The organism is Proteus myxofaciens ATCC 19692 (assembly GCF_001654855.1).
Classification (GTDB): Bacteria; Pseudomonadota; Gammaproteobacteria; order Enterobacterales; family Enterobacteriaceae; genus Proteus; species Proteus myxofaciens.
Genome location: NZ_LXEN01000153.1, coordinates 1 through 7581, shown reverse-complemented (window position 1 = coordinate 7581; position 7581 = coordinate 1). Strand labels below are relative to the sequence as shown.

The 7581-nt window shown below is 30.6% G+C and carries 10 protein-coding genes; all 10 read right to left on the bottom strand.

The window, feature by feature from the left end; all coding sequences use genetic code 11:
* Positions 1-125: 125 nt before the first annotated feature.
* On the bottom strand, positions 126-899 hold the full coding sequence (map, locus tag M983_RS15305) for a type I methionyl aminopeptidase (protein ID WP_066752895.1): 774 nt from the start codon (positions 897-899) through the stop codon (positions 126-128).
* A gap of 13 nt (positions 900-912) precedes the next feature.
* Complete coding sequence (locus tag M983_RS15300; RefSeq protein WP_066752892.1) at positions 913-1116, bottom strand: ParD-like family protein; 204 nt, start codon at positions 1114-1116, stop codon at positions 913-915.
* 204 nt (positions 1117-1320) lie between these two features.
* On the bottom strand, positions 1321-1566 hold the full coding sequence (locus M983_RS15295; protein ID WP_066752889.1) for a hypothetical protein: 246 nt from the start codon (positions 1564-1566) through the stop codon (positions 1321-1323).
* A 52-nt stretch (positions 1567-1618) separates the two neighbouring features.
* A complete protein-coding gene (locus tag M983_RS15290) occupies positions 1619-2032 on the bottom strand; it encodes a hypothetical protein (protein ID WP_157091978.1) in 414 nt (137 codons plus the stop codon).
* A gap of 715 nt (positions 2033-2747) precedes the next feature.
* Positions 2748-2903: a hypothetical protein gene (locus M983_RS17605; RefSeq protein ID WP_167348692.1), complete on the bottom strand. Its 156-nt coding sequence runs from the start codon at positions 2901-2903 to the stop codon at positions 2748-2750.
* 188 nt (positions 2904-3091) lie between these two features.
* Positions 3092-3616: a Dps family protein gene (locus tag M983_RS15285; protein WP_066752883.1), complete on the bottom strand. Its 525-nt coding sequence runs from the start codon at positions 3614-3616 to the stop codon at positions 3092-3094.
* Between the two features lie 247 nt (positions 3617-3863).
* Positions 3864-4955, bottom strand: coding sequence for an alpha/beta hydrolase family protein (locus M983_RS15280; protein ID WP_066752898.1), 1092 nt, complete (start codon positions 4953-4955; stop codon positions 3864-3866).
* A 478-nt stretch (positions 4956-5433) separates the two neighbouring features.
* Entirely contained in the window at positions 5434-5664 is a 231-nt protein-coding gene (locus M983_RS15275; RefSeq protein ID WP_066752880.1) for a sulfurtransferase TusA family protein, read from the bottom strand.
* An 8-nt stretch (positions 5665-5672) separates the two neighbouring features.
* Positions 5673-6716 (bottom strand): YeeE/YedE family protein, encoded by a 1044-nt coding sequence (locus M983_RS15270; RefSeq protein ID WP_066752877.1) that lies wholly within the window; start codon positions 6714-6716, stop codon positions 5673-5675.
* Positions 6717-6936: 220 nt separating this feature from the next.
* Positions 6937-7386 carry a carboxymuconolactone decarboxylase family protein gene (locus tag M983_RS15265; RefSeq protein ID WP_066752874.1) on the bottom strand — a complete coding sequence of 150 codons (450 nt, stop codon included), beginning with the start codon at positions 7384-7386 and terminating at the stop codon, positions 6937-6939.
* Between the last annotated feature and the right edge of the window lie 195 nt (positions 7387-7581).

The window sequence follows — 7581 nt, the reverse complement described above, 5'->3', positions numbered from 1 at the left end:
GACATAACAATATTTGATTATTAATAGAGTACAAAAGAGAGAGTTGTAGCTATTTAAGTAAGTTAAATATAATCAATAAAAAATATTATATTTATCCTTAAATAGCTAGCAAATTAAAGAAGTTATTATTTTTTTTCTTCTGGTCGTAATGTTAAAACTTCATATCCTTCTGCCGTTACTAAAATAGTATGCTCAGATTGGGCAGATAGTTTTTTATCACGAGTTACAACAGTCCAACCATCTTTTTTAGTTTTAATTTTATGACCACCTTGATTAATCATAGGCTCAATTGTAAAAGTCATTCCTTCTTTTAATTCAATACCTTGCCCACGCTGACCATAATGTAACACTTGTGGTTCTTCATGCATTTCTCTTCCAATACCATGGCCACAATATTCTCTTACCACACTATATCCTTGGCTTTGTGCAATACTTTGAATAGCGTGTCCTATATCGCCTAACGTAGCACCAGGTTTAACTTGCTTAATACCTTCCCACATTGCTTCATATGTTGTTTTTACTAACTTACGAGCAATAGGAGAAGCATCTGGCATTACATACATTTTACTTGAATCTGCAATAAAACCATTTTTTTCTAAAGTGATGTCCACATTGACAATATCTTTGTTTTTTAATCGCTCATCCGCTTTTGGTACACCATGACAAACAACTTCATTAATTGAAGTATTTAATACATAAGCATAACCGTATTGCCCTTTACTTGCAGGTCTTGATTGTAATTCATTGACAATAAAGTCTTCAACTTTATCATTAATTTCTAACGTAGAAATACCAGGAACAATGAACTCATCTAGCATGGTAAAAACTTGTGCTAATAAACGTCCAGATTCACGCATTAACTCAATTTCATCTTTTGTTTTTATCGTAATTTTATTCACACTACCTTCCTTTTCATTGTTGTCCAGATTCTTTTTCTGTGCTTTCTTTTTCCAACATTTCGTTAATTATCATAGGAAACGTTTTCTCTGGATTAAGCTCAGCTTGGATTCCTATTTTTATCCAAAATTCGGCTTGAGCATTTACAGAACGAGACATGACATTACTTGCTTTACGCAAATAAGCATGTAGTTCATCAGAAATTTTTACAATACCCAAAGTCAGCCTCTATATATAAAGTATAACAAAACATATACGTTTAATAATAAATTTAAATTATCTTGCTTTCAATCAATATTCAGGCTTTTACTTAGCAGAAAATGCGCAATACTCTATTTTTGACTTTATGATAAAAAGGGTTGGAATAAAACGTAGATAAAATAAACAATAAGGTCAATACTGTAATCAGTATTGACCCATATTTTAATACGAAGCGATTATTTTAAGATCAGGTTTCTCCCCTCGCATTATAGCTCTTTGTTGTTCATGAACAGCCTCATTAATTGCTTTTTGCTGTTCTGGTGTTCTGGTATTTTTTCCACAAACAATAGATGAACAAACAGTGCTACCAATCCTATGGCTACCCGAATCACCAAAGGTAAAATTAGTATTCTCAGCACATCCTGTTAATAGTAAAAATACGGGTAGTGTTATGTTTGCTATGCGCATATGTAACCTCAAAATAAAATAAAATAAAATAAAATAAATATTTAAATTAGGTTTAATAAGTATCAAGAGTATATTTAGGGTTATTAACCCATTTAAATTCTAATTCTTGTTTATATTCATTCCATACCGGCTCAGGTACTGGAATAGTGAAACTTACCTTTCTAACTCTTTTTTCAATTGAATTATTGGTATTTAAATAATGGTTATCAGGCAAAGATGTTGGTGTCTCAAATCCTTTTTTAAACAATTGATTAAATTTTAATTTTTCCTGTTGAACTTCAGTTTCAAAACGCGATTTTTTAGATAACATAAAAGCCAAGTTATCATTTACATGATTACTATCATTATGTAAACTATTTGAAATGTGGTTTTCTGTTAATGGTATTTCACTGTTTTTATTACTATTTATATTATGACAACCTGTAAACATTGTAATAGAGATAAATATAAAAAATGGGTAATACATAAAATATGACAAGATAAGAAATAGGAGTGGTTTATTATTCCACAAAACACATTTCACAACAAAATAAATATTACCTTTTCGATAAAAAAAGAGGGATATCCTTAACCAGGCTAATTACAAAAAACATTTAGTACATTAAATGAGTTATAAAAAATGGATAATTTCTTCATATCCTAAATTATTAGAATCATGATATTATTACTAATAATATTACTTTAAATAAAAATAATTTTATAATACATCATCATATCGATTTATTCTTATTATAATAAATAAACTAGCAATTATCTTATTTTATATATAAATTATATTATACATTTCTATAATGCATATTTATTATAATATTATTCTGTTAGTTTTATTTATAATAATAACTATTAGTAAAAGAACTTAATCCTCTATTTTTTCTGCTTGAATTTTAATCATTTATCTTTCTTTACATAAAAAAAGCATTTATTGCTAACTATATAACTAAAAGTTAACTATATTAAAAGAGATCTCTAATAGTTTGTTTACCCATCTATTGAGTCATTAAGCCCAATGCCGCCACATTGGGCTTTTCCTTTTATATGAAATGAAAATCTATAAATATTTTTTCTTTCATACTTTTTATCATCTATAAAATAGTTAATTAAAAAATAACTAAGCTGTGAGCGGTAATCAGTTATTGCCGTTCAACTACACGATATCTCAACTGAAAGATAACTATCTTCATCTAGTTATTCTTTAAACTTTTTTCTTGCTCTACTTTAGCGAGAGCTAATTCTCTCATCCAATCTGCAAGTAATGGTGTCGTCTTTACTGCATCAAATAATGCTCTCTCTTTCTTTGTTAAACGGATCACAACGACTTCTGTTTTCATTGTTGACATGTACCTATCTCTTAATTAAAGAAAGATAGTGGCATATCTCTTTTGCAGATGGGTCTGACTTACTCGTTTTTACAAAAAATAGATAAAACAATAAAAAACACCCTGTTATTAAACATGATGTTTAATTTACAGGGCGCCTAGTTTTTATTTAATCTAATTAAATTAGTTCTTTATTCTATTAAAATAAATTAGTGACCAGATGTTTTTGCATCACGACTTGCTTCAAATAAGAACCAAACACGACGCTCAGTTTCATCAAGCCAATTTTCAATCAAACTTGTTGTTGAATGATCGCCATACTGTGATGTTAATTCATGTGCTTGACGAAATTCTGCTGCTAATTTTTTATTATCTTCAGCAAGTTCAGCAAGCATATCTAATGGTTCTACATATTCGGCATTATTATCGCTGATCCTTTGCATTTTAGAGATTTGGCTAATAGAACGTAGTGTTATACCACCGATTTTTCTTACTCTTTCTGCAATAGGATCTGTCATTGCAAATAACTGGTCACCCTGCTCATCTAATAATAAATGGTAATCCCTAAAGTGTGGCCCACTCATATGCCAATGAAAGTTTTTAGTTTTAAGATAAATTGCAAAGATATCCGCCAAAATCGTATTCATTGCGCCGCTAATATCTTTGGTTGCTTCTGAGGATAAATCAGATGGAGTGCGAAGTGGGCTTTCTTGTAACTCTTTAGCTTTACTCATTATTTTCTCCTAAGTCTCTTATATTACTTAAGAATAACAATATATATTCCAATGATAAGTATAGGCCATAATTTCAATTTTGCAGGAAAAACTAATAATTTATTTTTGACTTGTTGGTTTGCTAAAGAGCAAATTTTAAAATAAACAAATAGCTTTAAGATGTGATTTTAAATAGTATCTCACCACTAATTAGATGAGATACTATTTTTACTTAATGTTAAAATTCAACTTATTACAAATACTGTTTTTACTTTAGATTTGTATTGTCTTTAGTTTGTTGTTTATCTTTCGCTTTTTTCATGAGATCCAATACAAAAGGTACAGAATCACGTAAAGCGACATTATAGATATCTAAATGGCCAATGCCTGGGTATTCTTTTATAATTACAGGAGTCCCTGCTTTCAGAATATCTGCAGCAAATGCTTGTTGCCAACGAGTTAAAACATGAACATCCGATAACCCTATACCAATGAAAATTGGCTTATCTACGCTAAGAGTCTTGTAATATAAGGTCGCTGACTCCTGCTCTATCAACTCTTTAAATTTGGGTTTTAAGCTATTAGACGCATTCATTTTATTTTCTGCAATTAATTCGCCTAATGGGCCTATGCATAATGTTTTTGCTTTTTCTACATAAGGGATCGCTGAGGTTTGAAAGTAATCTTCAATCTTTAAATTAGGATCTTTATCTGCGGCAGAAAGATAAATATACATAGCATAGGCTAACTTACGATCACCTTCTTGACTTTCACCCTCAGTAATAAAGTTATCAATCAAGTCTTCAGAAAAATAAGGAGTTCCTGTTAATACAGCACCTAATATATTCACATCTGGTGCATATTCTGGCTGATAACCTAAAGAAGAAAAAGCAGTATGAGCGCCTTGAGATTGCCCTACAAAAATAAATTGATTACTTAATGGAAATTGCGTAAGCGCAGCTTTCGTCATATCCAATGAACTCCATGCTGCGGCTCTACCATCCATATAATGATGTAAACCAGGTGATCCTAATCCAGGATAATCAGGAGCTACAATAGCAAAACCTAATGATAACCACGTATTTAGATATAATGATGAACGTTCATTCTTTGGTGTTAATGATGGCGCACAATCTGTTGCAACACCAACGGTACCATGTTCCCAAACAACAACAGGCCAACCACCTTCAGGTACTTGCCCTTTAGGAATATAAACAGCGCCACTATCTTCACGGATAGTTTTTCCATTAACGCCATCTTTTGATGTATAAGTGATACGATACTGGTTAGATGTTTGACTTAACCCAAATTTAGGATCAAGCGAGTGGTTGCTAACTATTTTACCAGGAATTTTTTCCATATCTGCATTTGCACTAGCCATTGTAGTTACCATAATTGAAGATAACAAAACTAGTAATACCTTATTAAATTTTTGCATGAAAAACCTCTTTGCCTAATTATATATAAAAATTTTAGAACAATTTTTATATATTGCAATTTATCTTATAATAATATTTATTTAATTTCTTGTTTTAAATGAATACAATTTGTTACCAAATAATACTATAAAGAGAGTTTATATTAATCACTAAAAGGTCTATTAAGATATTTAATAATAAATAAAATAATTCTATATATTAATTTAATATTGGATGTTTTTTCATAAATGAAAATAATGTACTCTATCTATAAATATGAAAAAGAACATCAAAGTTATTTTTTGATCTTTTAAACATGCAACATAAGCTATATATTTAACTTAAGATGAAAAGTAAAACCCAATTTAATGGGTTTTACAACATTATTATTCAGAACGTGAGTAGTCATTTTACTCTATTTTAATGACCTTTTTTTATCTGCATTTGCCATTGGGCATCTGCTATTTGTTCAAATTCAACAACTTCATGCCCTTCTTCTGCTGCCCAACGAGGGATGTTATCTGTTGCTTGTGCGCAATCATACTCAATAACAAGCAAATCACCTTTATTCATAGAAGCAATTGCTTTTTTAGCTTCAATTAGAGGAAATGGACATAAATGTCCGCAAGTATCTAATTTTACTGTTTTCATTATTTCTCTCACTTTTTAATAGATTGAGGACGGATAATTGTGAAATAGCTAATAATCCAACTGCCTAAAATAATACAAGGAATAAATATCCATCCTTGCCAAGAAAACCACGCGGTATTAACTAATGTATTTCCTAACATACAGCCACCCGCTAGACCACTTCCTATTCCCATCAATAAACCACCAATAAAACTTTTCGTTATTATTGGTAATCCAGGATTACGTAATCTAAATTCGCGGCTACCTTTGGCAGCAATAAATGCACCAACAAAAATACCTATTAATAAAAATCCGGCCCAATTAAAGAATTTTAAATTACCGTCTGTAATTAATGAAAATAATTGTGCACTTGGCCCACTAATACCCAAACCACCAATTCTTCCATCGGACAAACTTGAAGGCCATGCAAATAATGCAATAATACCAATAATAATAGCTGATACAAAAGGATGCCATCTTGCTTCAAAGAGTAGATGCGCAAGACCTGTCTTTTTAGCTTTCATCTTAGGGATTTTTATTGACGCATTTTTTTTAAAATGTCGAAACATTAATAAAATTGTAATTACTATCAATATTAAAATGGCGACATAAGGATGAATATGTAATGTTTCAGTAATTGTACCACTTTCAAATTTAGGTGTTGTAATTGGTTTAAAGGTATTTTTCAGTATTGGTTGCCTAATTAGCCAGCTAGCAATCACAAATCCTATAACAGCCAAAATACTTCCAACTAAACCTTCAGCAGCACGATAATAAGCTCCCGTTGAGCATGATCCCGCACATCCCATACCAATACCAAATATAAGCCCCCCAACAATTGTTGCTAACCAAGGGAAAGCATCAGTGGGAACTTGTGCATAACCAAAATGAGAAAAAGCAAATAAACCTGCACTTTGAATTGATATAACAATTAAAATTGCTATAAGCATTCTATTATCACGGAAAAGATAGAGATCTCGCAGACCACCAGCCATACAAAAACGGCCACGTTGCATTACAAACCCAAGAAGAACACCTAATAAAAGCCCGGATAGATGAGATAAACTTATCATAAAGCATCAGTCCTATAAAAAGGGGGCAGTTTACTACAGGATGATAAAATTTTTATAGATATATATCATAGTGCCTAGTATTTTTTATTACCTTTATTTATTTCACTAAAATAGCGACTTATTATTGATAAAAATATATCTATTGATGCCCAAATATTTCATATTATATCGATAAAAAGGCCACTCAATCGGCCTTTTAGCTAATATACCTATTCTAGCACTAGGCTTTAACACTGTATCGACTTGCAATAGCAATTCGATTAAACGCCCCTATAATTATCGATAGCCATTCTATTGTGGCTAATTGTTCTTCATCCCAATATTGGCTAGCATCTTGATATATATCATCGGGTACATGGCCTTTATGGATAAGGTTAACTGATTCCGCTAAAGATAATGCAACCTTTTCTTTTGCTGAAAAATATTCAGCCTCTTTCCATGTAGCGACTAATGCGATTTTATCAAAGCTAATATTACATTTTTGGGCATCTTGCGTATGAAGCCTTACACAAAAAGCACAACCATTAATTTGTGAGATTCTTAGCTTTAATAAATGAACAAAGCCTTCCTCTAGCCCTACTGATTGTGCTTGTAAATCAATATTATTACTTAATTCAATTAATTGATTATAGGCTTTTGCATTTTTTTTCGATAATGATACTCTGTTCATATATACTCCTATTTTTTTATTCAACTCTGTATATATAACCAGTATTTTTATAATATTCTTATCGAATTTGTGTCATAATACGTAACAAACTGAAAATATTATATATCTTTCTACAATGATGCTTTCTTAATCATTTTTATAGATTAATTCTTAATTTACAATTTTAAATAGATTATGATTTTTTGTAATTTTTCT

Bases quoted from the DNA above. Each gene is read 5' to 3' on its own strand.
- M983_RS17605 (WP_167348692.1), bottom strand. From the start codon at position 2,903: ATGTCAACAATGAAAACAGAAGTCGTTGTGATCCGTTTAACAAAGAAA.
- M983_RS15270 (WP_066752877.1), bottom strand. From the start codon at position 6,716: ATGATAAGTTTATCTCATCTATCCGGGCTTTTATTAGGTGTTCTTCTT.
- M983_RS15285 (WP_066752883.1), bottom strand. From the start codon at position 3,616: ATGAGTAAAGCTAAAGAGTTACAAGAAAGCCCACTTCGCACTCCATCT.
- M983_RS15265 (WP_066752874.1), bottom strand. From the start codon at position 7,386: ATGAACAGAGTATCATTATCGAAAAAAAATGCAAAAGCCTATAATCAA.
- M983_RS15275 (WP_066752880.1), bottom strand. From the start codon at position 5,664: ATGAAAACAGTAAAATTAGATACTTGCGGACATTTATGTCCATTTCCT.
- M983_RS15280 (WP_066752898.1), bottom strand. From the start codon at position 4,955: ATGGAAAAAATTCCTGGTAAAATAGTTAGCAACCACTCGCTTGATCCT.
- M983_RS15295 (WP_066752889.1), bottom strand. From the start codon at position 1,566: ATGCGCATAGCAAACATAACACTACCCGTATTTTTACTATTAACAGGA.
- M983_RS15290 (WP_157091978.1), bottom strand. From the start codon at position 2,032: ATGTATTACCCATTTTTTATATTTATCTCTATTACAATGTTTACAGGT.